The sequence below is a fragment of the Micromonospora sp. NPDC047644 genome, assembly GCF_040704315.1.
Classification (GTDB): domain Bacteria; phylum Actinomycetota; class Actinomycetes; order Mycobacteriales; family Micromonosporaceae; genus Micromonospora.
This window is the reverse complement of sequence record NZ_JBEYSY010000009.1, coordinates 169,893-194,575: the sequence shown is the minus strand read 5'-3', so window position 1 is coordinate 194,575 and position 24,683 is coordinate 169,893. Positions and strand designations below refer to the sequence as shown.

At 70.4% G+C, this 24,683-nt stretch carries 19 protein-coding genes; 13 read left to right on the top strand and 6 right to left on the bottom strand.

From position 1 onward, the window contains the following. Positions 1-3: 3 nt before the first annotated feature. Positions 4-261, top strand: coding sequence for a MafI family immunity protein (locus AB0877_RS16875; protein ID WP_366609656.1), 258 nt, complete (start codon positions 4-6; stop codon positions 259-261). A gap of 618 nt (positions 262-879) precedes the next feature. Continuing rightward, a complete protein-coding gene (locus AB0877_RS16870; RefSeq protein ID WP_366609655.1) occupies positions 880-3,879 on the top strand; it encodes a glycoside hydrolase family 95 protein in 3,000 nt (999 codons plus the stop codon). 111 nt (positions 3,880-3,990) lie between these two features. On the opposite strand, the gene AB0877_RS16865 is transcribed toward AB0877_RS16870, so the two are convergent. Next, on the bottom strand, positions 3,991-7,452 hold the full coding sequence (locus AB0877_RS16865; protein WP_366609653.1) for an alpha-glucuronidase family glycosyl hydrolase: 3,462 nt from the start codon (positions 7,450-7,452) through the stop codon (positions 3,991-3,993). Positions 7,453-7,708: 256 nt separating this feature from the next. Between AB0877_RS16865 and AB0877_RS16860 the strand changes: the two genes are divergently transcribed. Next, positions 7,709-8,233: a YfbM family protein gene (locus tag AB0877_RS16860; RefSeq protein WP_366609860.1), complete on the top strand. Its 525-nt coding sequence runs from the start codon at positions 7,709-7,711 to the stop codon at positions 8,231-8,233. Between the two features lie 17 nt (positions 8,234-8,250). On the opposite strand, the gene AB0877_RS16855 is transcribed toward AB0877_RS16860, so the two are convergent. Next, the gene (locus tag AB0877_RS16855) at positions 8,251-9,339 is read right to left on the bottom strand and encodes a LacI family DNA-binding transcriptional regulator (protein ID WP_366609651.1); all 1,089 of its coding nucleotides are present in this window, start codon (positions 9,337-9,339) and stop codon (positions 8,251-8,253) included. 185 nt (positions 9,340-9,524) lie between these two features. On the opposite strand from AB0877_RS16855, the gene AB0877_RS16850 reads away from it, so the two are divergent. The 4 genes from AB0877_RS16850 to AB0877_RS16835 are packed head-to-tail and all read left to right on the top strand — an operon-like array spanning position 9,525 to position 13,640. Beyond that, on the top strand, positions 9,525-10,745 hold the full coding sequence (locus AB0877_RS16850) for an extracellular solute-binding protein (protein WP_366609650.1): 1,221 nt from the start codon (positions 9,525-9,527) through the stop codon (positions 10,743-10,745). Then, on the top strand, positions 10,742-11,854 hold the full coding sequence (locus AB0877_RS16845) for an ABC transporter ATP-binding protein (protein ID WP_366609649.1): 1,113 nt from the start codon (positions 10,742-10,744) through the stop codon (positions 11,852-11,854). Before AB0877_RS16850 ends, AB0877_RS16845 begins: the two co-directional genes overlap by 4 nt. A gap of 8 nt (positions 11,855-11,862) precedes the next feature. Then, positions 11,863-12,750 (top strand): ABC transporter permease, encoded by an 888-nt coding sequence (locus tag AB0877_RS16840; protein WP_366609647.1) that lies wholly within the window; start codon positions 11,863-11,865, stop codon positions 12,748-12,750. Next, positions 12,750-13,640: an ABC transporter permease gene (locus AB0877_RS16835; RefSeq protein WP_366609646.1), complete on the top strand. Its 891-nt coding sequence runs from the start codon at positions 12,750-12,752 to the stop codon at positions 13,638-13,640. Before AB0877_RS16840 ends, AB0877_RS16835 begins: the two co-directional genes overlap by 1 nt. On the opposite strand, the gene AB0877_RS16830 is transcribed toward AB0877_RS16835, so the two are convergent. From AB0877_RS16830 to AB0877_RS16815, 4 genes are all read right to left on the bottom strand, one after another. Next, on the bottom strand, positions 13,618-15,147 hold the full coding sequence (locus AB0877_RS16830; RefSeq protein WP_366609645.1) for a gluconokinase: 1,530 nt from the start codon (positions 15,145-15,147) through the stop codon (positions 13,618-13,620). The two genes, AB0877_RS16835 and AB0877_RS16830, sit on opposite strands and share 23 nt — an antisense overlap. Positions 15,148-15,223: 76 nt before the next feature. After that, on the bottom strand, positions 15,224-15,937 hold the full coding sequence (locus AB0877_RS16825) for a hypothetical protein (RefSeq protein WP_366609644.1): 714 nt from the start codon (positions 15,935-15,937) through the stop codon (positions 15,224-15,226). Positions 15,938-16,043: 106 nt separating this feature from the next. Further along, the gene (locus AB0877_RS16820) at positions 16,044-16,706 is read right to left on the bottom strand and encodes a response regulator transcription factor (RefSeq protein ID WP_366609642.1); all 663 of its coding nucleotides are present in this window, start codon (positions 16,704-16,706) and stop codon (positions 16,044-16,046) included. A 26-nt stretch (positions 16,707-16,732) separates the two neighbouring features. Next, on the bottom strand, positions 16,733-17,863 hold the full coding sequence (locus tag AB0877_RS16815) for a sensor histidine kinase (protein ID WP_366609641.1): 1,131 nt from the start codon (positions 17,861-17,863) through the stop codon (positions 16,733-16,735). Positions 17,864-18,007: 144 nt separating this feature from the next. Here AB0877_RS16815 and AB0877_RS16810 point away from each other — a divergent pair, with 144 nt between their 5' ends. From AB0877_RS16810 to AB0877_RS16785, 6 genes are all read left to right on the top strand, one after another. Further along, positions 18,008-19,000 carry a carboxymuconolactone decarboxylase family protein gene (locus AB0877_RS16810; protein WP_366609640.1) on the top strand — a complete coding sequence of 331 codons (993 nt, stop codon included), beginning with the start codon at positions 18,008-18,010 and terminating at the stop codon, positions 18,998-19,000. 10 nt (positions 19,001-19,010) lie between these two features. Next, positions 19,011-19,463, top strand: coding sequence for a DUF6220 domain-containing protein (locus AB0877_RS16805; protein WP_366609639.1), 453 nt, complete (start codon positions 19,011-19,013; stop codon positions 19,461-19,463). After that, entirely contained in the window at positions 19,460-21,199 is a 1,740-nt protein-coding gene (locus tag AB0877_RS16800) for a multicopper oxidase family protein (RefSeq protein WP_366609637.1), read from the top strand. Before AB0877_RS16805 ends, AB0877_RS16800 begins: the two co-directional genes overlap by 4 nt. Before the next feature lie 25 nt (positions 21,200-21,224). Further along, entirely contained in the window at positions 21,225-21,677 is a 453-nt protein-coding gene (locus AB0877_RS16795) for an OsmC family protein (protein ID WP_366609635.1), read from the top strand. Between the two features lie 47 nt (positions 21,678-21,724). Next, positions 21,725-22,810 (top strand): hypothetical protein, encoded by a 1,086-nt coding sequence (locus AB0877_RS16790; RefSeq protein WP_366609633.1) that lies wholly within the window; start codon positions 21,725-21,727, stop codon positions 22,808-22,810. Between the two features lie 186 nt (positions 22,811-22,996). After that, positions 22,997-24,397, top strand: coding sequence for a non-reducing end alpha-L-arabinofuranosidase family hydrolase (locus AB0877_RS16785; protein WP_366609632.1), 1,401 nt, complete (start codon positions 22,997-22,999; stop codon positions 24,395-24,397). The last annotated feature ends 286 nt before the right edge of the window (positions 24,398-24,683 follow it).

Genomic DNA, 24,683 nt, shown 5'->3' with positions numbered 1-24,683 from the left:
TGCGTGGACTTCGGACAGGCCCAAGCACGGGTCCTCAAGCTGCTCGACGACGCCCCGGCGCTAAGGGAGGGAATCCGCACCAGCATCAGGGAGTATGTACGGGATGGTGAAGCGGGCCTTGGCTTCGCGACACTCTGCGAGTTCCTCTATGAGGATGCATTGCCAATCTCGCGCGCTTATTACGAAAGGCTGACCGCGGCGGCTGCTGAATTCGACGACCTAGGGTCGATGGAACGATTAAATGAACTGATCAGAGAGTAATTCGCATCGACGGCGCCGTCGCAAACGGTTCTTAAACAGCGATGCCTGTCTGCGGCGGCGCCGACGCCTGTCCGCGACGGACCGGGAAACGGGGCTGTGTACCCGAAGCGGTCGCGGCCTTTGACGTGTAGATCTGGCGTGCGTTGCGGCCGTTGTAGACCTGGCGGCATGTGTGTCCCGCTGCGCTGCCCTGGCTGAACGAACGCATCACCTGTGGGCCTCCGTCGAGCAGGAGCGGAGGCCCACGGCTCTGCTCCTGGCCGTGAGACTGACCTGCTGGCCAGATCCCCGAAACGTCCGTACATCAGATGTATGTGGTTCGTGGGGGCCGATCGCCAGGTGGGCTGCCGAAGCGGCGGTGGCACGCCGTCGTTGGCGCTGAGCCAGAGTCGTCAGTAGGAAAGGCCGTAGGGTGCACGTTCCGCCATGTATCGACCATTGCCTATTCTGTGGCCCCGGAGTAACCTTCCCGAAACACATCAGATGTCTAGCGCGCCACGGCCCGGCGTCGGCCTGCTCAGGCAGGGTCCCGGTTGGCCCCACCAAGCGGATCCCCATGTCGAGTCCCATAGTTGTCACGCTTCGGGGTGGCCGGACTGGTCACCGTTTGGAGGATCGATGTCAGACCTGACCCGACGGCAAGCCCTCAAGGTCGGCGCAGCCGGCGCGGGCGGTGCTCTCCTGCCGGTGCCCTGGACCGCGGTGGCCAAGGCCGACTCGGTGGCCCCGCCGCAGGTGATGGCCGCCGGGGACATGGCGCTCTGGTACGACGAGGGCGCCGGCACCGACTGGTTGCGGGCGCTCCCGATCGGCAACGGCCGGCTCGGCGCCATGGTCTTCGGCAATGTCGACACCGAGCGGCTCCAGCTCAACGAGGACACCGTCTGGGCCGGTGGGCCGCACGATCCCAGCAACACCCGAGGCGCGGCGGCGCTGCCGGAGATCCGACGGCTGGTCAACGCGAACCAGTGGACCCAGGCCCAGGATCTCATCAACCAGACCATGATGGGCAACCCCGGCGGTCAGCTCGCCTACCAGACCGTCGGCAACCTCCGGCTCGCGTTCGGTTCCGCCAGCGGAGCGTCGCAGTACGACCGGACGCTCGACCTCACCACCGCCACCGTGACCACGTCGTACGTGCTCAACGGCGTGCGCCACCAGCGGGAGGTGTTCGCCAGCGCGCCGGACCAGGTCATCGCGATGCGACTGACCGCCGACCGCACCGGCTCGATCAGCTTCACCGCCACCTTCGACAGCCCACAGCGCACGTCGGTGTCCAGCCCGGACGGCACCACGATCGGCCTCGACGGTGTGTCGGGCAACCAGGAGGGCGTCAACGGCCAGGTCCGGTTCCTCGCCCTGGCCAACGCCACGATCAGCGGCGGCAGCGTGTCGAGTTCCGGCGGCACCCTGCGGGTGACGAACGCCAACAGCGTGGTCCTGCTGATCTCCATCGGCTCCAGCTACGTCAACTACCGCAACGTCGGCGGCGACTACCAGGGCATCGCCCGGCAGCGGCTCAGCAGCGCGCGGGCCAGCAGCTTCGACCAGTTGCGCAGCCGGCACGTGGCCGACTACCAGGCGCTGTTCAACCGGGTCACCCTGGATCTGGGTCGCACGTCCGCGGCCAACCAGACGACGGACGTCCGGATCGCCCAGCACAACAGCGTCAACGACCCGCAGTTCTCGGCGCTGCTGTTCCAGTTCGGCCGCTACCTGCTGATCTCGTCCTCCCGGCCGGGCACCCAGCCGGCCAACCTCCAGGGCATCTGGAACGACTCGCTGACCCCGTCCTGGGACTCGAAGTACACGATCAACGCGAACCTGCCGATGAACTACTGGCCGGCCAACACGACGAACCTGGCCGAGTGCCACAACCCGGTCTTCGACATGGTCAGAGACCTCGCCGTCGCCGGGGCACGGACCGCCCAGGTGCAGTACGGCTCCGCCAGTGGCTGGGTCACCCACCACAACACCGACGCGTGGCGGGCCACCGCGGTGGTCGACGGCGCGTTCTGGGGGATGTGGCAGACCGGCGGCGCGTGGCTGTCCACGTTGATCTGGGATCACTACCTGTTCAACGGTGACATCGAGTTCCTGCGGACGAACTACCCGGCCATGAAGGGCGCCGCGCAGTTCTTCCTCAACACCCTGGTGACCGAGCCGACCCTCGGTTACCTGGTGACGAACCCGTCGAACTCACCGGAGCTCAGTCACCACTCGAACGCCAGCGTCTGTGCCGGCCCCACCATGGACAACCAGATCCTGCGCGACCTGTTCGACGGCGTTGCCCGGGCGAGCGAGATCCTCGACGTGGACAGCACCTTCCGGGCCCAGGTGCGTGCCACCCGGGACCGGCTCCCCCCGATGAAGGTCGGCTCGCGCGGCAACATCATGGAGTGGCTCTACGACTGGGTGGAGACCGAGCCCAACCACCGGCACATCTCGCACCTGTACGGGTTGGCCCCCAGCAACCAGATCACCAAGCGCGGCACGCCACAGCTGTTCGAGGCGGCCCGGCGGACCCTGGCGCTGCGCGGCGACGACGGCACGGGCTGGTCGCTGGCCTGGAAAATCAACTTCTGGGCGCGGATGGAGGAGGGCAAGCGGGCCCACGACCTGATCCGCTACCTCGCCACCACCGCGCGACTCGCGCCCAACATGTTCGACCTGCACCCGCCGTTCCAGATCGACGGCAACTTCGGCGCCACCGCCGGCATCGCCGAAATGCTGTTGCAGAGCCACATCGGTGAGCTGCACGTCCTGCCCGCGCTGCCGCCGGCCTGGCCGAGCGGGCGGGTGACCGGTCTACGCGGTCGGGGTGGGCACACGGTCGGCATCACCTGGGCGAGCGGCGTGGCCACCGAGATCCTCGTCCGACCGGACCGGGCCGGCACCGTCCGCCTGCGCTCCCGGATCCTGACCGGCACCGTCACCGTGGTCGACACCGCCGACGGTACGGCGGCCCGGGTCACCCGGATCGAGTCCGACCTGGTCGAGGTCACCGTGCAGGCCGGGCGCACCTACCGGGTCACCAGTTCCGGGGTCGCCACGCCGACGCTGGAGCAGAGCTTCACCAACGTCGGCATCACCAGCGACAGCAACACCAACGTCGGGAACTTCGACGGCGGCGGGGCCTCGCTCTCCGCGCAGGCCCTCGCGGCGGCCGGCGCCAGCCCGGGCGGCACGATCAGCCGCAACGGGGTGAACTTCCGCTGGCCCAACGTCAGCTCCGGGGTCGCCGACAACGCCGTCGCCTCGGGCCAGACCATCGGCGTCACCGGCACCGGCAGCACCCTCGGCTTCCTGCTGACCGGCACCTACGGCGCGGTGTCCGGCACCGGCACCGTGGTCTACGCCGACGGCACCCGCCAGACGTTCACGTTGAGCTCGCCGGACTGGTACGGCGGGCCGCACTCCGGGGGCACCGCGGCGATCGTGTCCGCGTATCAGAACCGGCCCAACAACGGCCGGCAGAACACCGCCGCGTGCGTCTACTACGTGGGTGTGGCGTTGCAGAGCAAGGCGGTGGCCTCGGTCGTGTTGCCGAACATCAGCGCCCGTCCCGCGACGAACGTGCCGACCATGCACATCTTCGCCATCGCGATCGGCGGCTGACGGTAACGAATCCTGCTCGGGGGAACGCGACCGGGCCCGTCCCACCGTGGGGACGGGCCCGGTCGTGGTCGCCGGTCGCCGGTCGGCGGTGACCGTCGGTCACGCTCTCGTCTAGCGGATGCGCTCCCCGCGGCTCTCGATCCGGAAGTGGTCGAAGGCGACGTCGAGGTCGGTGGAGGTGCCGGCCCGGTTGAAGGCTGACAGCCCGGCCTTCGTCACGTCGGCGTTCAGCGTGTGGGTGCCGATGTAGCGGTAGACGCTTCCGTCGGTGGAGTAGTAGGCGCGGTAGCTGGCCCCGGCCTTGGTCAGTCGCAGCCAGACGGCGCCGTCGGCCCCGACGATGCGCTGGGCGTCCGCTCCGGTGATCTCCAGGGTGGACGCCGTGCCGTTCTGTTCGCGCAGGAAAACGATCCGGGTCTTGTTGACGGCGGCGGTCGCGTTCCCCATCTCCCAGGCGAGCTTCACGTAGTTGTTGTCGTCCGCGTACCCGAGAACACCGCCCTGCTCGTTGTTGGCGGCGAGTGGGCGGGAGAAGACGACCCTGGACTCGGCCGTCCAGTCACCGTCGACGTCCTGGAGGGCGATGTTCCTCGCGGTGTTCACGGTGCCCTGGAGGTCGCCCTGCCGAGCGGTGATGACCAGGGACCCCTCGGCCAGACGCCGGCTGCTCTCGTCCGGCCGTACCCACTGCCACTGCGGGCCGAGTTGGGCCGAGTCGAACTCGTCGCTGCCGGTGATCGTGGTGTTCAGGTCCACCGTGTAGACCGACGAGGCTGCGCCGTTGGTGACGGTGACCCGGGCCTGCCCGGTGGGGCTGGTCGCCTGCTCGACCGTGACCGTGGCGGCGGGGTCGGCGGCGCTGGCGGTGACCGTCGGCACGGTGGTGGTGCCGGCCGGCGTGAGGGCGTTGTAGCGCAGCACCGTCGGCGCGAAGGACTCCAGGCGCTTGCCGCCGACGCGTAGGGCCTTCAGCGTCGTGTCGGGCACCAGGTTGAAGACGTAGTTCTTCACCAGTGGGCCGAAGAAGCTCTCCGTCGTGACCTTGACGACCGCCTGACCGGGCACGTCGGCCGCCTGGGAGATGATCTCGTAGCGGGCCTTCCGGTCGGCAGTTCGCACCTTCGTGATGGTCGGCGACGCCCCGGCCGGCAGCGGGATGGTGTACGAGGTGTCCGACAGGTTGAAGCCGCCGAACCTCTTGCCGTTGACGACGATCGTCGCCGACAGCGGCGCGTCGTCCACCGGGACGTCCCGCCCGCTGAACTCCTTCCAGTAGTTCACCGAGGTGTCCCGCCAGTCGGCGGCGTCCGCCTCGTGCACCGCCAGCTTGGCGCGTACCTCGGTGAACCGGCGTGCGTCGATGTCGGGTTGCAGCGCGTCCCAGGTCTCCCGCATCCAGGTCACGTACTGCACGCCCATCTGGTAGCGGTAGACCAACTCGTCCCAGAACGTCCGGCCGCTGTCCATCCGATGGCCCCACGGCACGTGGTGGAACCACATCAGCAGGTTCTCCGGGACCGATTTGATGTTCCCGTAGCGCTGCTGCAACCGGGGGAAGTACTGGGCGGCCAGGTTACTGCCGGTGGGGGAGCGGTCGAAGCCCAGACCGACGCTGTCGGCCTTGTTGTAGTAGATCGGGCTCCAGTCGTCGCGGCCGGCCCAGTCGGCGGGGTCGGGGCGGTAGTGGGCGCCCTCGGCGAACTGGTGGCCGATGCCCAGCGGCGTCTGGTAGCTGACCAGCGACTCCCACGAGCCCATCATCATCCGGTTGATGGTGTCGACGACGCGCCGGTCGTTGCTCCAGGTCATCCGCGTCCAGTCGGTCGCGATGTCCGCCGAGTCGAGCGTCCAGTCCCACGCCTGACGTCCGAAGGCGAAGAGGTTCGCCTGGGCGAAGTGGTGCCCGGTCAGGTTGTCCGCGTTGCCGAGGTTGGCGACACCCACGATGGCGGTGTCCGGGTGGTGCTGGGCGGTCCCGTCGACGATGTTGCCGACGAGGCGCTTCGTGAGCAGGTTCCCGTTCGCGTCGGTCGCGTACGTGTCGGTCTTGAGGATCTCCTCGTACATCGGGCCGAGGTAGGCCAGCATCCAGTTCTGGCCGGTGTACTCCTGCGTGATCTGGAGTTCGAGGGCCTGGTTGGTGTTCTCCATCCGGCCGAACATGGGGTGCACGGGCTCCCGGGCCTGGAAGTCCAGCGGCCCGTTCTTGGTCTGGAGGAACACGTTGTCGGCGAAGCGTCCCCGGCTGCCGTCCGGCTGGACCTCGTCGTCGATCGGCCCGAACTCCAGGTAGGCCCGCTTGAGCCGGTCGTTGTCGACCTCGGCGTTGTAGACGAACGTCCGCCAGTGCACTGTCATCCCGAGCGGCGCGATCGCGGCGGCGATGGCGTTGGCGCCGTCACCGTGGTCGTACCCGAAGTCCTGTGGCCCCGGCTGGCCCTCGGAGTTGGCCTTGACGGTGAGGCCCATGAAGTCCGGGATCGCGGCCTGGATCTGCTGGGCCCGGCGGTGCCACCAGCCCCGGAAGTCCGCGCCGTACGGATCGAGTTGGCTGTTGGTCAGGGTGTCCGGCGCGAACCGGCTGTCGGTCGGTGCGGTGTAGCGGATCGACAGGCCCAACCTGATGCCGTACGGACGCAGCGCGTCGGCGAGGGCCGCCTCCTGCGCGATGCGGGTGCTCGTCAGGTACGCGTTGTCGGCGTTGACGTTGTTGATGGTGATGCCGTTGATGCCCAGGGACGCCAACGCGCGGGCCATGACGAGGTAGCGGTCCAGAATGACGGGCAGGTTCCGGCCGGCGCTGGCACCGGTCGCGGCGAAGTTGAAGATCGCCCCGCTCTCCCCGTTCAGCCCGCCCAGCCCGGAGGCGTTGTTGCCCGCGTAGAGACGCTCGGTCTCCCAGTTGTTCAGCAACCGATGCTTGATCTTCGGTGACTCCGCGACGCGGAGGTGGTCGACGGGTTTCCGGGTCTGTAGCAGCCTGAGGAAGGCGAAGGTGCCGTACAGCGCACCGAGGTCGGTGGTGCCGGCGATGACGGTGAACCGTGCCCCGCCCCTCGTCACCGTGCGGACGAGGTAGCCCTCGTCGCCGACCTTGGCCAGGTCGCGGGTGGCGATGGTGCGGCCCACCAGCGGCGAACTCGTCGGCGTGCCCACCACGACCGCGCCGTCCGGGACCGTGCCGCCGTCGACCGTCGCCACGGGGATCGGCTGACCGAGCAGCCCGCCCAGACCGCGGACCAGTTCGTCCCGGGCGGCGCCCAGCGTGGTGTCGACGAGCTTCTCGCGCGAATCGGGGGCCATGGCGAGGTCCGTCGTGTGCCGGTGGACCTTCGTGGCGTCGGCGTTCTCGACCACGATCGCCGTGGCCGCGCGCAGGTAGTCAGCGCGTAGCTTCGCGTCGTCGACCGGTACGTACCGCAGCCACAGGTCGGAGCCGTTGTAGTCGTCCGGCGACGGAGCCGCGGCGACCGGCGTGGCGGTGGCGACCGTGAGGGTGGCCGCGACGGTGGCCAGTGCCGTGCCCAGCACGATGAGGGTCCGTCGTAGCCTGGGCGTCGAGCCTCGGATCATCGCCGTCTCCTCGTTCGTCCACTCGTCGTCGTGCGCCCGGCGCGGGAGCACGACGACGTCGACAGATGGGTGAGCGTCGATGTTGCTCGATGGGGCCGTGCCTCGGCAACGAGTTGTCGTTTCTTGTCGCGGCCCGTGCGGCCCCAATCCCCGACACGTTCCGCGAGAGCCGCCGTCGACTCGGTGGACCATGGCTGCGGGAAGCTCGGTGCTGTCCGGAACTGTCGTAGCCGGTACCTAGGCTGCCGCGGTGAGTATGAACGGTAACTGGCTGCGCGTTTCGCCCGACGAACTGGAGCGGGCGAAAACAGACCTCGGCTGGGCCTACGACCTCGCGATGACGCAACGGAACGACAACTCTGAACGCTGGGAGGCCATCGACAAGGCCTGGGACGGGTTCGAGTTCCTCCTCGATCGGCTGGGCTTCGAGATTCCGCTGGTCTCCGGCGCGGAGCGGTTCGTGGAGCTGCCCGACGTCGAGCCCGACAGCGAGGAGATGTTCGACTTCGTGGAGAACCTCGAAGACGACTGGGGCTACGGGCCGCCCACCTATCTGACACCGGTCGACGTCGCGACGGCGGCCGCGCGCCTGGCCGAGCTCACCCAGGACGACTTCATCCGGGGCGTCGACCCACAGGAGTTGGTCCGCGCCGACATCTACCCCGGAACCTGGGACCGACCCGGCCAACTTGGGTGGGTGGCCCATTACCTACCCGACGTTCAACGCTTCTTCGGTGCGGCCGCCAGGGATGGCGCCGCGGTGATCTGCTGGCTCGACTGAGCGGCGGGTGAGCCATCTCACTGCTCCGAGAGAGGTGGCAGGCTCGCGGCGAGCGCCGGCCGCTGGCGTACCCACGGTCGGGGGCGACCCGCTTTCCGGTCGCGGGCGGCCGTCGAGTGGCGGACAACGAGGCGTACCGGCAGGACCATCGGCCGTCCGGTGTGCCCGGGGGCGCCCTCGATCATCGTGAGCAGGTGCCGGGCCGCCGCGGAACCCTCCGCGTAGAACGGTGCCGCGACCGTGGTGAGCCCGGGTGTGACGATGTCGGCGGCGAGAGTGTTGTCGAAACCCACGATGCTGACGTCGCCCGGAACGTCGACGCCTATCCGGGTGAGGCCCCGGATGAGCCCGATCGCCATCTGGTCGTTGAAGGCGAGGATGGCGGTCGCGGGACGAGCGCGAAGCTCCTCGGCGGCCCGTTCGCCACCCTCGATGGTGGGGCTGAAGGGGCCGATCTGGCGCACCTTGATTTCGAGTTCCATGCCGGCTTCGAGCAACGACCGCCAGCGGATGCCGTTCGGCCAGGACGCCTGCGGCCCCGCGACGTAGGTGATGTGGTCGTGCCCCAGTTCCCCAAGGTGCTCGGCGGCCCGCCGGACCCCGCGGGGGTTGTCCGTCACGACGCAGGGCACGTCGGCGACGGAACGGTTGAGGACCACCACCGGCCGCTGTTTGGCGAACATCCGGATGGCCGAGTCCGACATCCGGCTGCTGGCGAGCACGATGCCGTCGACCGTCGACATCGTGCGCTCGATCGCCGCCCGCTCCACCCGGTCGGACTCCTGGGCGTCGATGAGCACCGTGGTGTACTCGTCGTGCATCGCCGTCTCCTGCGCCCCGCGCACGATCCCGGCGTACACCGGGTTGGTGATGTCGGCGATGACGAGCGCGATCACGCGCGTGCGGGACGTGGTGAGGGCGCGGGGAAGCGGGTTGGTCCGGTAGCCCAGCCGCTCGGCGACCTGCCGAATCCGTTCGGCGGTCTCGGAGTTGACGCGACTCGGCCGGGAGAAGGCGCGGGACACCGTGGACGGTGAGACGTCGGCCTCGACCGCGACGTCGTAGATCGTGACTCTCTTCTCGGGCGGCCTGGTGTGGTCGGGCATTGTCATGCTCCTCCCAGCTGGGGCGCAGTGATCATGCTATGACGGGCGTGAATACTCGGCAATGCCCCCGCAACAATCCAACGGTCGAACGCATTCGCGCGAGGCAATACATGGCAACCCGTTGCCGCCACGGCGCGCCGGCTGCCTCAATCAGCACCGACGACACCTGGCGGAGGGAACAGCTCATGGGTATCTCACGGCGCGGCGCTCTCCTGGTCACGGCATCGTCGCTCCTGGTGGGCGCGGTTGGGTGTGGGGCACCCGAGGCCCCCGGCGACAACAAGGGCGACAGCACCGGTGAGGTGCCGCAGCGGCCCGGCAAGGCCGTCACGCTCAACGTCCTCGACGTGGCGGGCAGCCTCCAGCTGACCCAGGCGATGATCGACGAGTTCGTCGAGAAGAACCCCGAGGTGATCTCCCGGGTGACCTATTCGAAGGCGCCGGCGCCCGAGCTGGCCGGGAAGATCAAGGCCCAGCAGGGGGCGGACCGGGTGGACATCGGCCTCGTGCTGACCGGCGTCGACGGCCTGGCCGCCGGGATCGAGCAGGGGCTCTGGATCGACGTGTTGCCGACCTTCCAGGACCGCCTCGGCGGCATGAGCAACTACCTGGCACCGGCCGCCGCGATGCAGAAGCTCGCCGGCAACGCGGGCGTCACCGTCACCTACTACCCGTCCGGTCCGCTGCTCGAATATCTGCCGTCCCGCCTGCCGACGCCACCCACCAGCGCGGACGCGCTGCTCGCCTGGGCCAAGGCCAACCCGAAGCGGTTCCAGTACGCCCGGCCGGCCAACTCCGGCCCGGGGCGGACGTTCCTGATGGGACTGCCCTACATCCTGGGGGACACGAACCCCAAGGACCCCACCGCGGGCTGGGACAAGACGTGGGCATTCCTCAAGGAGCTGGGCCAGTACGTCGACTACTACCCGTCCGGCACCACCGAGACGATGAAGAACCTCGCCAACGGCACCGCCCACCTGATCGTCAGCACCACCGGTTGGGACATCAACCCGCGGGTGCTCGGCACGGTGCCCAAGGAGGCCAGGATCACCCCGATCGACGGCTTCCACTGGGTCACCGACGCGCACTACGCCGTCCTGCCCAAGGGCGTGTCAACCGACACCCAGGCCGCGGTGCTGGCCCTGCTGGCGTTCATGCTCACCCCTGAGCAGCAGGCCAAGGCGTACGACGAGGGCTACTTCTACCCAGGCCCGGCGATCAAGGACGTCCAGCTCTCGTCGGCGCCGCAGAAGAGCCAGGACGCGATCCGGGAGTTCGGCCGCCCCGAGTACGACGCGCTGATCGCCGGAAACCCGACCGAGGTCCCGCTCGACGCCAAGAGCCTGGTGGCGGCGTTCAGCCGCTGGGACCGCGAGATCGGCGGCGGCAAGGTCAAGCAGGGATGAGCGCGTTCACCCGGCTGCGGCTGGACGGGGTGTCCCGCCGGTTCGGTGGCCAGGCCGCCCTCACCGACCTGAACCTGACGATCGAGGCGGGGGAGTTCATCGCCCTGCTCGGCCCGTCCGGCTGCGGCAAGTCGACGGCGTTGAACTGCCTGGCCGGGCTGCTGCCGTTGACGGCGGGAAGCATCTGGCAGGACGAGCGCCGCATCGACACGCTCCCGCCGGAGCGGCGCGGCTTCGGCATGGTGTTCCAGAGCTACGCCCTCTTTCCGCACCTGACGGTCCGGGCGAACATCGCCTTCGGGCTGCGGATGCGGCGGCTGCCCAGGGAGGAGACGCGCCGGCGTACGGCCGAGGCGGTGCGGCTCGTGCGATTGGAGGACCACGTCGACAAGCTGCCCGGTCAGCTCTCGGGTGGCCAGCAGCAACGGGTCGCGATCGCCCGCGCCGTCGTGTTCGAGCCGTCCCTGGTGTTGATGGACGAGCCGCTGAGCAACCTCGACGCCAAACTGCGTCTGGAGATGCGGACCGAGATCCGCCGGCTGCACCAGTCGTTGGGGCTCACCACCGTCTACGTGACCCACGACCAGGAGGAGGCGCTGTCCCTGGCCGACCGGCTGGTGGTGCTGCGAGAGGGGCGGGTGCAGCAGATCGGCTCGCCGCGGGAGCTGCACACCCGACCGGCGAACTGGCACGTCGCCGACTTCATGGGCTACCGCAACCTGTGGCGGGGTCGGGTGGAGCAGTCCGACGGCGGCCGGGCCAGCGTCGAGTCGTCCGGCCATCGCCTGCTCGGCGAGGTGGTGGGGGGCCTCCAGCCCGGCGCGGACGTCATGGTCGCGGTACGCCCCGAGGACATCCGCGTCGACGGGCCCGGCGAGACTCGCAACGCCATGTCGGCGACCGTCGAGGTGGTGGAGTACCAGGGCCGCGAGTTGGCGGCCGAGGCCCGCACCGACACCGGGCTGCTGCTGCACCTGCGCACCGAGCAGCGGATCGCGCCGGGCGACCAGGTCAAGCTCACCGTCGACCCGCAGCGGCTGCTCGTCTATCCCGCCGACGCGTCGGCGCAGCCCGACCGCCTCGCGGACGCCTCGGGGGCGACGCGGTGAGCGGCGGCGTGCCCGGGAGACCGCTGGCGCACTGGCAGCACCGCCTCGCTGAGCGGGGCGTCGATCGTCAGCTCTGGTTGCTGGTCCCGGCCCTGGTCTTCGTCATCGCCCTGTTCCTCTACCCGTTCTTCTACGGGCTGACGCTCTCGTTCCAGCCGACCAGAGGCGGGCCGCTCAGCGACTACGCCCGGTTCTTCTCCGACTCCTACGAACGGGGCACCATCTGGATCACGCTGCGGATCGCGTTGCCCGCCGCGCTCCTGAACGTCCTCGCCGCGGTGCCGATCGCCTACCGGATGCGTGGCCGGTTCCGGGGCAAGCGGCTGGTCACCACGCTGCTGGTCGTGCCGATCACGCTCGGCACCGTCCTCACCGCCCAGGGGTTGCTGAACTTCCTGGGCCCGACCGGCTGGTTCAACCGGATCCTGTTGGCCAGCAACCTCGTCGACGAGCCGGTGCGACTGACCCACAACTACTGGGGTGTCTTCTTCTCGCTGGTGATCACCGGCTTTCCGTTCGCGTTCCTGCTGGTGCTGTCGTACCTGTCCGGCATCGACCCGACCCTGGAACGGGCGGCCGCGACGCTGGGCGCGGACTGGCGTCGGCGGTTCACCCGGATCACCCTGCCGCTGCTGATGCCCGGCCTGGCCACGACGTTCTGCCTGACCTTCGTCCTGGCGTTCAGCGTGTTCCCGTCGGCCGTTCTGGTCGGCAACCCGGCCGGGGAGACCCGGGTCATCTCCCTCGCCGCCTACCAGGCGGCGTACGAGCAGTACGACTACCCGTACGCGTCGGCGATTGCCATGATCATGGGCTTCGTCGAGCTGGTCATCATCGCTGTGGTGCTGGCCGCCCGTAGCCGCTTCTACACCGGCTCCACCGGAGGCAAGGGCTGATGGCAACGAGCACCCAGGCCCCACCAGCGCGGCCCCCCGCCACCAGGACCGACCGGCGGCGGCGCATCGCCGCGCGCCCGGCCGCCTGGATCGTGTGGGGCGTCGTCATCTTCTTCTTCCTCAACCTGCTGGGCGTCGTGGCGTCCGTGCTGGTCAGCTCGTTCGGCCAGCGCTGGTTCGACACCTGGCTCCCGGACGGCTACACCACCGACTGGTACGCCCGAGCCTGGGACGAGTTCACGCTGCTCCAGGTCATCGTCGTGACGCTGGAGGTCTCCGTCCTCGTCGTGGGCCTGTCGCTGGTGATCGGCGTGCCGGCCGCCTACGCGCTCGCCCGGCGCTCGTTCCCGGGCAAACGGTTGATCTTCCTGGTGTTCCTGCTGCCCATCCTGATGCCCCCGATCACCTACGGCATCCCGCTGGCGACCGTCCTCTACAAGTTCGGCCTGGCCGGGCACATGTCCGGGGTGGTGCTCGCCAACCTCGTGCCGTCGGTGCCCTTCGTCATCCTGACCATGACGCCGTTCATCGAGCAGATCGACCCGAGGATCGAGAGCGCGGCGCGCATGTGCGGCGCGGGCCTGCGGACGGTGTTCCTGCGGGTCCTCACGCCGCTGCTCGTCCCGGGCATCCTCGCCTCGGCGATCCTCGTGCTGGTCCGCACCGTGGGCATGTTCGAGCTCACCTTCCTGACCGCGGGGCCGGACTCGCAGACCCTGGTGGTGGCGCTCTACTACTCGATGTCCGCGTCCGGGATCAGGGCTCAGCAGTCGGTCGACGCCATGGCGGTCATCTACACCTCGATGATGCTGGTCCTGCTCGTCGTCGCGCTGCGCTACGTCAACCCGACCCAGCTCGTGGCGCAGGTCAAGGACGAGCCGGAGCACTGAGGGCGTCGGTCGCCTCGTCGAGGATCTCGCCCAGGCGACCCGCGACGGTGAGGAGCGCCGGCATCGTCGTCCGCAGCCCGCGATAGGCCGCGGCGAGCGCCGGGTCCACCGCGACGGGCTCGCCGCGGGCGACCCCGGGATCGAGCTGGCTGACCGACTCCTTGAGATCGTTGCTGTGACCGGTCGCGAAGAGCCCGAGGGCCGCCGCGCCGAGGGTGACGTGCTCGCCCACACCCGCGACGCGCACCGGGCAGTCCAGCACCGCCGCCATCACCTCGCGCCACAGCGGAGACCCGAAGGCGCCGCCGGTCAGGCGGACGCTGCGGATCGGCGTCAGCGCGGCCAGCCGGTCACGGACCCCAGCGAGTTGCAGGCAGACGCCCTCCACGGCAGCCCGCACCAGGTGGCCGCGCGAGTGCTCACTGCGCAGGCCCAGGAACGCGCCCGGCGGAGCACCATCCTGCGGCGGGGCCTCGTCGGCCCGCAGGTAGGGCAGCATCACGAGACCGTCGCTGCCCGGTGCGATCCGCTCGGCGAGATCAAGGAGCGCGGGCGCGGCCCGGTCGTCACCGAGGACACGTCCCGCCCACCGTACGACGTTGCCGCCGTTGCTGAGCGCGCCGCCGACAACCCACGCGTCGTCGGTCAACGCACCGCAGCAGAAGGTCTCCGCCGGGTCGGTGAGGGGAGCCTCGACCACCGTCCGCAGGGCGCCCGTGGCCCCGAGCGTCAGGCCACCGACGGCGGGGTCGGTCGCCGCCGCGCCCAGACTCCGCAACGGACCGTCTCCCGCGCCGACGACGACCGGTGTGCCGGAGGGCAGACCCACCGCGTGCCCGGCCGTCGCCGACAACCGCAAGACCGCCGTCGTGGGCAGCACCGGGGGCAGCTGACTCTCGGACACCCCGGCGAGATCGAGTACGGCGGAACTCCACCCTCGACGGTGCACGTCGAACATCCCGGTGCCCGATGCCGAGGACAACTCGGTCACCAGCATCCCGGTGAGCCGATGAACCACGTAGTCCTTGAGGCCGATCCACCACCGCGTCGCCGTGCACAGCCGCGGCTCGTGGCGGGCGAACCACAGCAGCTTGCAGAGCGGGTTCATCGGGTGCACGGGGGTGCCCGTCAACCGGTGCAGTTCCCGGCTCTGGCCGGACAACCGCAACTCGCGGGCCGCCTCCGACGACCGCCTGTCGCGCCGGGTCAGCAGCGGCGTCACCGGCGTCATGGCCGCGTCCAGCCCGATCAGGCCGTACCGGGCGGAGCTGAGCGCGACGGCGACCACCTCCGCCCCGCAGGTGTCGGCCACGCACGCGGACATCGCCGCCACTGTGGCCGCCATCAGTACGTCCGGGTCCTGTACCTGCCAGCCGGGCATCGGCTCACGCGGTGGGTACTCCCGCGTCGCGACGTGCCGGGCGGTGCCGTCCAGTGCGAACGCGACAGCCCGCACGGCTCTGGCGCCCACGTCGACCCCGACGATCACGCGACGCTCCGGCCCCATCCGCCCATGGTCGAGCGGCGTTCGCCGGACCGGCAAGCGGTTGCGCGCAGTTGTCGTCAGTAGCGCCGACGGGCGCTCAGACCAGGAACTCCTCCCGCATCCGCGCGCCCAGGTTGATGCCGCCGACCGCCCGGGGGCCGGCCGGATCGTGCACGGCGACGGTGTTGTTGCGACGCATCAGCTCCCGGACCGCGGGTGGCAGTCGCGGCGGGTCGTCCATGGCCGCGAGGACCCGCCCGGCGCTGACGATCAGCCGATCGGCCAGGGTGGCCGCGTCGGTGTCCACCCGCACCCGGCCGTACTCCCAGCCGGAGGTGGTCAGGTCGAGCACCTCGAACACGCGGGTTACCAGCGGGTTCGGGTCGGTCACCCGGTCGAGCCGGGGCGCCCTGTTGCCGACCACGGTGACGGCGGCGGCCACCTGCGCGTACGGGTGGAAGCCGCACGGCAGCGCGAACAGCGGCCAGCGCAGGGCCGGGCCCGCCTCCTTCCACAGCGGCCGGTAGTTACGGCGGTGCACCAGCAGCCGTCGGCCCGTCCGGCGGTGGATCTCCTGCGCCTGGGCCTGAAGGTCCACGTGAGCCTCGTCGGCGACCTGACTCACGATCCGGGTCGCCACCACCAGGCCGTCGTCGCTGTCGAGCGAACCGGCGAGCGCGTCGACCTGCTCGTTGAACCGGACCCGCGCGTGGGGGCCGTACCGGGACTGGACGTCGTGCAGCAGCGCCTGCTGGCGTCCCGGGTCGAGCTGGACTCGCCTACCGCCCAGCAATCGACGGAGCCAACGCATGTCGCCTCGATTCAGCAGAGCCGTCGCGGACGGCGGCAATGCTAGTGCGTCGACCCTGCCTCGTGTTCCCAAGGGGGGGTGATCGACTCGGCTTCGGAGACGGCGATCACCGCCGACGCGGCGTGATCAGCCCCGACTCGTACGCCCACACGACCACCTGGGCCCGGTCGCGGCAGTGCAGCTTCGTCATCGCCCGGTTGACGTGTGTCTTGGCGGTCAGCGGACTGATCACCATGCGCAAGGCGATCTCGTCGTTGGTCAGCCCACGGGCGACCAGCTCGACGACCTCCTGCTCCCGGGCGGTCAGCACGTCACGTCCGGCGGTCGGCACGACCGGCGGGGGTCCGGCCACGAACTCACTGATCAGTGTGCGGGTGACGGTCGGCGCGAGCAGCGCGTCACCGCGCGCCACGACGGTGACGGCGTGCAGCAGGTCGGCCGGGTCGGCGTCCTTGAGGAGGAATCCGCTGGCGCCCGCACGGAGCGCGGCGAACACATAGGAGTCGAGCCCGTAGTTGGTGAGGATGAGGACGCGGATCGCCGCCAGGTCGGGATCGGCGGCGATGCGCCGGGTGGCCTCGATGCCGTCGAGGCCCGGCATCTGCACGTCCATCAGGACGACGTCCGGGCGCAGGCACCGGGACAGGTGGACGGCCGACGTGCCGTCGGTCGCCTCACCGACGACCTCCAGGTGGTCCTCGGCGTCGAGCAGCGCCCGGAAGCCGGCCCGCATCAGCGCCTGGTCGTCGGCGAGCAGCACCCGGATCATCCCTGCTTCCGCGGGAGGCGGGACGGTCATCGTGGTCCGTCCAGCGGGAAGGTGGCCCGTACGGTGAACCCGTGGTCGTCGTGCGCGGCGGTCCGCAGTGTGCCGCCCAGGGCGCTGACCCGCTCCCGCATGCCGCGCAGGCCCACGCCCGGGGTCAGCGGCTCGGTCGGCGACGCCCGGCCGTCGTCGGTGACCGCGACGGTCAGCCCCGCCGGGGCGTACTCCACCTGGATGTGCGCGGTCGCGGGCCCGGCGTGGCGGGCCACGTTGGTGAGCGCCTCCTGGATGACCCGGTACCCGGCCTGGTCGACCTCGTCGGGCAGGTCCCCGCGCTGGCCGGTGACGGTCACCTGCACCGGTACGCCGACCGCCCGGGTCCGCTCGGCCAGCTCGTCCACCCGGGCCAGACCGACCCGATCGCCGTCGGTCGGCGCGCGGAGGACGTCGAGGGTCGTGCGGAGTTCCCGCATCGCGGCGCCGCTGGCCTCCTGGATCGCCAGCAGCGTGGCCGACGGCTCCTCGCCGTGTTTGCGGGCCAGGTGCACGGCGATCCCCGCCTGCACCTTGATCACCGAGATGCTGTGGGTCAAAGAGTCGTGCAGGTCGCGGGCGATGCGCAGGCGCTCCTCCCCGGCGCGGCGCAACGCCATCTCCTCGCGGGTGCGCTCGGCCTCGACGGCCCGCTGCTCGACCTGCTCCAGGTACGCCCGGCGCTGCCGCGCGACGAGGCCGGCGACGTTGGCCGCCACGAACCAGCCGAGCAACAGGGCCGTCCGTTCGGCGACCAGTTGCCCCGGTCGGCCGGCCGGGGCCATCGAGATGTCGCTGGCCAGGAAGCTACCGAGGAAGGCGAGGCTGGCCACGGCGGCGGCCGACCGGTGTCCCTGCCAGGCGGTGACGTAGACCGCGCAGAGGACGGGGAACGCGGCGGACACCCCGGGATGCACCCGGACGTGAACGGCCAACATGGCGACGGTGACCACGCCCAGCGCCATCACCGGGTGTCGCCGGCACGCCGCCAGGGCCACCACAGTGGCGAGGACCAGGGCGACGTCGAGCACCTCGACCGGCGCGGCGTCCGGGGTGAGCACGGCGTTGCCGAGCAGGAGGACGCCGAGGGCGAGACCGCCGAGGGCAAACGGGAGGTCGCGGCGCATGGTCGCACTGTAGAACGGCCGTCGCCGGTGGAGCATCCCGCGCGCGTGGTAGTTGCGGCGTACCACGGACGCGGTATGAGCGGCGCGGCAAGTGTCTGCGACGGCACGACGTTTTCCCGGCCCGCCGCAACAAGCATCGAGCCCATGACATACCGCTTCTTCGCCCCCACACCGACGAGGGCGGCCACCGGCCGCACCGCAGCCGTCTACGAACAGATGCGCGAGGACTTTCTCGGGCCGTTGCCGACCTTCCAGGCGCTCTCGGCCCTGCCGGAGGTGCTGGCCGCGACCTGGGCGCTGATGCGGGAGGCGCTGCTCGCCGGGGACGCGCCCCGGGTCGACCGCGAACTCGTCGCGGCTTCGGTCTCCCGGGCCAACCGCTGTCAGTTCTGCGTCGACGCCCACGTGCTGCTGCTGCACGCGCTGGGCGTACCGAAGCTGGCCGAGGCCGTCGCCCGCGGCGAGACGCCCGCCGAGCCGAGGCACGCCGCGCTCGTCGGCTGGGCGCAGGCGAGCCGCAACCCCAGATCCGCCGACTGGACCAGCACCCACGGCCCGGAGATCACCGGCACCCTGCTCGCCTTCCACTTCATCAACCGGGTGGTCTCCGCGTTGCTCGACCCCGATCTGCTCCCCGGCGGCCTGCAACGCTCACCGCTGGTGCGCTCGGTCGGGGGCCGGCTCTACGCCAGGGCGGCCCGGGAGTCGAAGGAGCCCGGCCGGAGCCTGGCGCTGCTCGACGTCGACCCGACGGCATCACCTCCCGCCTGGGCGGGGGACAGCCCGGTGGGTGTCGCCTTCGCGTCGCTGCGGAACGCCGCCACCCGGGGTGGGGACCTGCTGGGCGCGGTGGCCCGCCAGACCGTCACGGCCACGGTGCGCTGGGAGGACGGGCAGGTCCCGGCGCGGCCCGCGGACTGGGCCGTCGACCTCGTCCGGGACGTGCCGGGCACGGACCGCGTCGGGACGCGGATCGCGTTGCTGGCGGCGTTCGCGCCCGGCGCGATCAGCCCGGGTGACGTCGCTCTCTGGCGGCTCTCCCACCCCGCCGACGCCGACCTCGTGCGGTTGGTCGCGTACGGGGCGATCACGGCCACCGATCACGTCGCCCAGGCCCTCGCCTCGGCGCACCGCTAGGAGACAACCCATGCGCAAGGCACTCGTCATCATCAGCGCACTGCTGCTCGTCGCGTTCGCCGTGCAGTTCGTCCTCGCCGCCGTGGGTGGATTCACCAGGCCCGCCAGCGACGACGCGTACGCGCTGCACAGCGTCAATGGCATGGCGGTGATCCCGCTTCTCACGCTGCTCACCGCCCTGTTCGCCGCGCTGGCGAAAGCACCCGGAAAGGTCATCGGACTGGCGGTCCTCCCGATCGGCCTCGTCGCCCTCCAGCCACTCATCGCCATGGTGGCGGAGGCGTCCACCGACGCGTCGGGCGTCAGCACCCCGCTCGGCCTGATCATCGGTGGGTTGCACGCGCTCAACGGGATCATCGCGGTGCACGTCGTGGTCGGCGTCCATCGGGCAGCGCGACAGCTCGCCGTCCCGGTTCCCGCCGGCGCGGCCCGTCTCGTCACCCGAGAAGGAGAGCCGGCGTGACCACCGGGTCGCTGCTCGCGGCCGACCTCGTGATCGCGGTCCTCGCGGTCGCCGCCTGGCTGGGGGCCGGCACCGCGTCCGCCGCCCGTCGGCGTCCGCTCGCACTCGGGCTGGCGGCCGTCGCGCTGCTGGCCACGCTCGCCCGCGCGCTCACGATCACCGCCCTCGCCCGGGCCGGCTGGTGGTTCGCGGCGGAGAAGGTCCTCATCGCCGCCCCGCTGTCGCTGGCGGCGGTGGGCGTCGCCGGTCCGCGGTTGCTGCGGGCCTGGGGCGACATCCGGGCCGCCGCGGTCCCGCTCCTCTTCGCCGGGTACGCCACGAGCAGCGCCCTGCTCGTGACGATTCTGCACGGCTACCCGGCGTCGGCCGGGGCGGGGCTGCTGGCGGTCGCCGGGGTCACGGCGGCCACGGTGATCTCGGCGCGTGCGCTCGGCGCGCGCCCGTCCCGGGCGGTGTCCCGGGTGGCCCTCGTGGTGGCGGTCGCGGCCCTGCTGACCGGAACCGGGCTGACCGTCACCCCGAGCGCCGCGCCCGCCGTACCGCACGAGCACGGTTCCCCGGCGGTCCGCATCGCCGACGAACCCACCCGGCGGTTCACCCTGACCGCCGCAACCGCCACTGTGGACGCCGCCGGGCGGAACGTCGCGGCGTGGGCGTTCAACGGGCAGGTCCCCGGACCGGAGTTGACCGCCACCGTCGGCGACGTCCTGGAGGTGACGCTGCGCAACCGGAACATCGAGCGCGGCGTCACCCTGCACTGGCACGGGTACGACGTGCCCAACGATCAGGACGGGGTACCCGGTGTGACCCAGGCGGCGGTGCGGCCCGGGCAGGAGTTCGTCTACCGGTTCCGCGCCGACCAGGCCGGAACGTACTGGTACCACACGCACTCAACCTCCGATGTCGGCGTACGGATGGGTCTCTACGGGGTGCTGGTGGTGCGACCGGGCCCGGTGACCGGCCTCGACGTCACAGTGCCGGTGCACACCCTGTCGGGCCGTCCGTTGCCCGCGCCGAGGGTGGAGAAGGTCGAGGCCGGGGTGCCGGTGCGACTGCGGCTGATCAACACCGACAGCACGACGCACCGGTACGCCCTGGCCGGGACCGCGTTCCGGGTGGCCGCGGTCGACGGCGTCGACCTGCGCGGCCCGACGCCGCTGGTGGACACCGCCGTGCTGATCCCGGCCGGGGGCCGCTACGACCTGGTCTTCGACGCGCCGGCGACCCCGGTGGCACTGGTCGTCGACGGACGGACCGTCTTCTCGACCGGCCCGGTGTCGACGGCGACCGGCGCCTGGCCGGTGCTGGATCCGCTCGACTACGGCGCGACCACCCCGGCGCAGTGGTCCCGGTTCGACAAGACGTTCACCCTCGTCCTCGATCGCGGCCTCGACCTGCGCGGACTGCTACCGCGGTACGCCCACACCGTCAACGGCGCGGCCGATCCGGACATCCCACCGCAGGTCGTACGCCTGGGTGACGTCGTGCGGTTCACGATCGTCAACCGGTCGCAGATCGTGCACCCGTGGCACCTGCACGGCCACCACGTCCTGGTGCTGGCCCGCGATGGTGAACCGGCGACCGGGAGCCCGCTGTGGCTGGACTCGTTCGACGTCCGTCCGGGCGAGGTGTGGGAGGTGGCGTTCCGGGCCGACAACCCGGGGATGTGGGCCAACCACTGCCACAACCTGGCGCACGCCGATGCCGGGATGACGCTGCATCTCATGTACTCGTGATCGTCGAGGCGGGTAGTTTTCTGTCATGACTGAGGACACCTTCCGTTCGGTGGCGATCGAGCGCACCAGCCTGGGCAACTACGTCGTGCGGAACTCCCGTGGTGGGTCGGTGTCGTTGGGCACGGGCGAGGACGGCAGTTTCACGCCGGTGGAGTTGCTGCTGGCCGCCCTCGGCGGTTGCGCCGCGGTGGACGTGGACCACATCACCAGTCGTCGTGCCGAGCCGACCGGGTTCGCCGTCGCCGTGACCGGGGACAAGATCCGGGACGAGGCCGGCGGAAACCGGATGCGTAACCTGCGGGTCGAGTTCACGGTGACGTTCCCGGAGGGCGCGGAGGGCGACGCGGCCCGTGCGGCGCTGCCCCGGTCGTTGCAGCAGTCGCACGATCGGTTGTGCACGGTCTCCCGTACCGTCGAGCTGGGCACTCCGGTCGCGATCGCCGAGGGCCCGGGGCCATCGGAGACTGACCGGCGCTGAGCACGGCTACTCAGGACCGGGTGGCTCGTTCGTGTGAGGGTGGCGGGATGCGTCGACTACTGGTGCCACTGCTGATCGTCCTCACCGTGGTGGTGGCGTGTGCCGACCCGAACGCCCAGCCGGGTCGCTCGGACCCGACGGTCGCGCTGCCGGCGCCCACCGAACTGCTCGCCGACGGCAGCGTGCCCTGGGCCGACCTGAAGATCACCGACGAGGACTTCAACGGTCGCCCTCCCGCGCCGAGAACGCCGGCCGCCGGCAGCGAACCGTGCCGGGCGGAGCAGCTGACCGGTCGGCTCACCACCTGGACGCGGCCCGGCACCGGCGGTGAGACGCCTCGGGGCTTCGACGCCGCCATTGGCAAGCTCATCGGCGAAGTGGACGTGCGGAACTCGTCGACGGTCGAGTGCACCCTGCAGGGCGAGGTGCCCACGACCATGCGCGCCGGCGGTCGCGAGATCCCGATGCTCTACACCCACGGCATCGACGAGGAGGGCCGCACCCGGGTGGTCGTCGTGCCGGCCGGCGGCAGCGCCAGCCTGCGTCTGGACTGGTCCGGACCGTTCTGCCAACCGGTGAAGGGGCCGTTGGAGCTGGCGATCGAGCTGCCGCACGACGGCGGCAGGCTGCGTGCACCGGTCACCGCCGACGAGCGCCCGGGCTGCCCGCGGGGGGAGGGGGTCAACCCGCGCGCGCGGGGGACGCTGTCCGCGAGCGGGTTCACCGAGCCGGTGGCGGTGTCGAAGCCCCCGTCCTCGCCGCTCGACAAGCTCACCGTCGCTGTGCGGGGGCCGACGACCGCCGCCGCCGGGTCGCGGCTCACCTTCCGGGTGACGCTGGGCAACCCGACCGACGGTCCCCTCGCGTTGGACCCGTGCCCGGCCTACCTGATGGAACGGTTCTCTCTCGGCGACGCGACGAACGACGCGGTGAACTCGGCCCAGCTGTACCGGCTGAACTGCCGCGCGCTGCCGCAGCTCTCCGCCGGCGGCAGCGCGACGTTCGAAATGGTCGCCGAGGTGCCGGCCTCGATGCGGGCCGGGCGGGAGCTGACCGTGACGTGGAAGCTCTATCTGCCGCACTACGTGCAGCGGGGCAACCAGTTCGGTGTCGTGACCCTCACCGTCGTCTGAGGAAGGTCACCGCCGGGCCGGCAGCATCGGCATCGCCGGCATTCGCGAGAACGAAAGATAGATGCTGTTGAGGGTATGGGAGCGCTCCCGTAGCATGCTTGACGCGGCCTGTTAACGTTCACAACCGGTCACCACACAATGACCACCACCAATGCATGGGCCGCCGTCCCGCGAGGAGGGTGCTACATGGTCAGATCCAGAATCACCAATGTCGGTCTGGTTGCGGCCGGCGTCGGCTTGGTGCTGTCGTCGACAGTTGTCGCGGCGCTGCCGGCCGGTGCCGCGGCTGAGGGTTGTTCGGTGAACTACGCCGTCTCGTCGCAGTGGCAGGGTGGCTTCGGCGCCAACGTGGCGATCACGAACCTGGGTGACCCGTTGAGCAGTTGGACGCTGACCTGGTCGTACGGTGCCGGGCAGACGGTGACGCAGGCCTGGAACACGTCGCTGACGCAGAGCGGGTCGGCGGTGACCGCGAAGAACGTGAGCTACAACGGGGCGATCCCGGCCAACGGCACTGTGTCGTTCGGGTTCAACGGCTCCTGGACGGGCAGCAACCCCGTCCCGACGAGCTTCGCCCTGAACGGTGTCACCTGCACCGGCGGCACGACGCCGACGACTCCGCCCCCGACGACTCCGCCGCCGACCGACCCGCCCCCGACCACGCCGCCGCCCACCCAGACCTGCGACCTTCCGTCGACGTACCGGTGGTCGTCGACCGGTGCGCTGGCGCAGCCGAGGTCCGGTTGGGTGTCGCTGAAGGACTTCACCGTCGCCCCCTACAACGGCCAGCAACTCGTCTACGCCACCACCCACGACACCGGGACCAGGTGGGGTTCGATGAACTTCGGTCTGTTCTCGAACTACTCGCAGATGGGTTCGGCGAGCCAGAACGCGATGAACAACGCGACCGTCGCCCCGTCGTTGTTCTACTTCGCGCCGCGCAACATCTGGGTGCTCGCCTACCAGTGGGGTGGGCCGGCGTTCTCCTACCGGACCTCGACCGACCCGACCAACCCGAACGGGTGGTCGGCGGCGCAGACGCTGTTCAGCGGCAGCATCACCGGCTCCGGCACCGGCCCGATCGACCAGGCGGTCATCGGTGACGGCACGAACATGTACCTGTTCTTCGCCGGTGACAACGGCAAGATCTACCGCGCCAGCATGCCGATCGGGAACTTCCCGGGCAGCTTCGGCTCGAACTACACGACCATCATGAGCGACACCACGAACAACCTGTTCGAGGCGGTTCAGGTCTACAAGCTCCAGGGTCTGAACAAGTACCTCATGATCGTCGAGGCGATCGGTTCGCAGGGCCGCTACTTCCGCTCGTTCACGGCCACCAGCCTGGGTGGTTCGTGGACGCCGCAGGCCACCAGCGAGAGCAACCCGTTCGCGGGTAAGGCCAACAGCGGTGCCACCTGGACCAACGACATCAGCCACGGTGAGCTGCTGCGCACCAACGCCGACCAGACGATGACCGTTGACGCCTGCAACCTGCAACTGCTCTACCAGGGTCGTTCTCCCAGCTCCGGCGGCGACTACGGCCTCCTGCCGTACCGGCCGGGTCTGCTGACCCTGCAGCGCTGACCCACTTCGATCGCGCTCGACCGACCCGGAACGGGGCGGGCTCGGCGTCACACCGAGCCCGCCCCGCACCACGCCGGGCGCGATCGATCCTCTGACGTCCCCGGTCTCCGGTTGGGCCCTGCCCGGCCCGGTCCGGCGCTTGATTGACTCGGGTTCACGGAAGTCGCGGTATCCGGGCTGACAAAGACGGGGCACGACACGCGCCAGCGAGGCGGGCTGCGGCCGACGAGTTTGGGACGATGCGCCGGTCGACGTACCGACATCACCCGACTCGAAGGGACCTCCG